The following is a 563-nucleotide window of genomic DNA, read 5'->3' as shown; positions in this document are numbered from 1 at the left end:
ACGCAATGCGCGTGTGGTGTGCGGCGGCCAGCGAACTGGCGGCCAGGTTGGGCGTATAGCCGAGTTCACGCACCGCGCGCATGACGCGTGCGCGGGTGTCATCGCGCACCTTGCCCTGGTTGATCGCCCGCGACACGGTCATCGGCGATACCCCGGCCAGGGCCGCCACCTCGTCGATCGTCACACCGCTGGCTTTGCGGCGGACCGACTTCTTCGGCTTGTCCAATTCGCGCTCCCGTTCTTCTTTTTGACGCTGTCGCAGCCAAAGCACGTCCGGAGCTTACAAGGTTTGCCGTCCACGCTGCGGCTGCGTTCAAGTGTCGCGCGGTGTCATTGGATGCTCGGCGCAGCAGTGGCGCTGTTTGCCTGCGTGGGCAACGTGCGCGCAGAGGATGGGTACGCGCTCTGGCTGCGCTACGCCCCCGTCGAACCCGCGCGCGCGGCCGACGCCCGCATGCGCTTGGCAGAGGTGGTGGCCCCTGACAGAACGCCCACGCAGCGTGCCGCGCGCGAGGAGCTGGGGCGTGGTCTGCGGGGTCTTACGGGCAACGCTCCCCGGATGC

Annotated in this window: 2 protein-coding genes; one reads left to right on the top strand and one right to left on the bottom strand. The window is 68.4% G+C overall.

Features of this window, described 5'->3' with window-relative positions; translation table 11 throughout:
- The coding region (locus tag ACXJKJ_RS31645) for a LacI family DNA-binding transcriptional regulator (RefSeq protein ID WP_457395663.1) at positions 1 to 226 on the bottom strand (226 nt) is incomplete at its 3' end.
- A gap of 111 nt (positions 227 to 337) precedes the next feature.
- On the opposite strand from ACXJKJ_RS31645, the gene ACXJKJ_RS31640 reads away from it, so the two are divergent.
- On the top strand, positions 338 to 563 hold a 226-nt coding region (locus ACXJKJ_RS31640), incomplete at its 3' end, for an alpha-glucuronidase family glycosyl hydrolase (RefSeq protein WP_457395661.1).

The organism is Roseateles sp. P5_E1, assembly GCF_054049335.1.
Note: the sequence above shows the minus strand (reverse complement) of the source record. Positions and strands in the feature narration are given on the sequence as shown.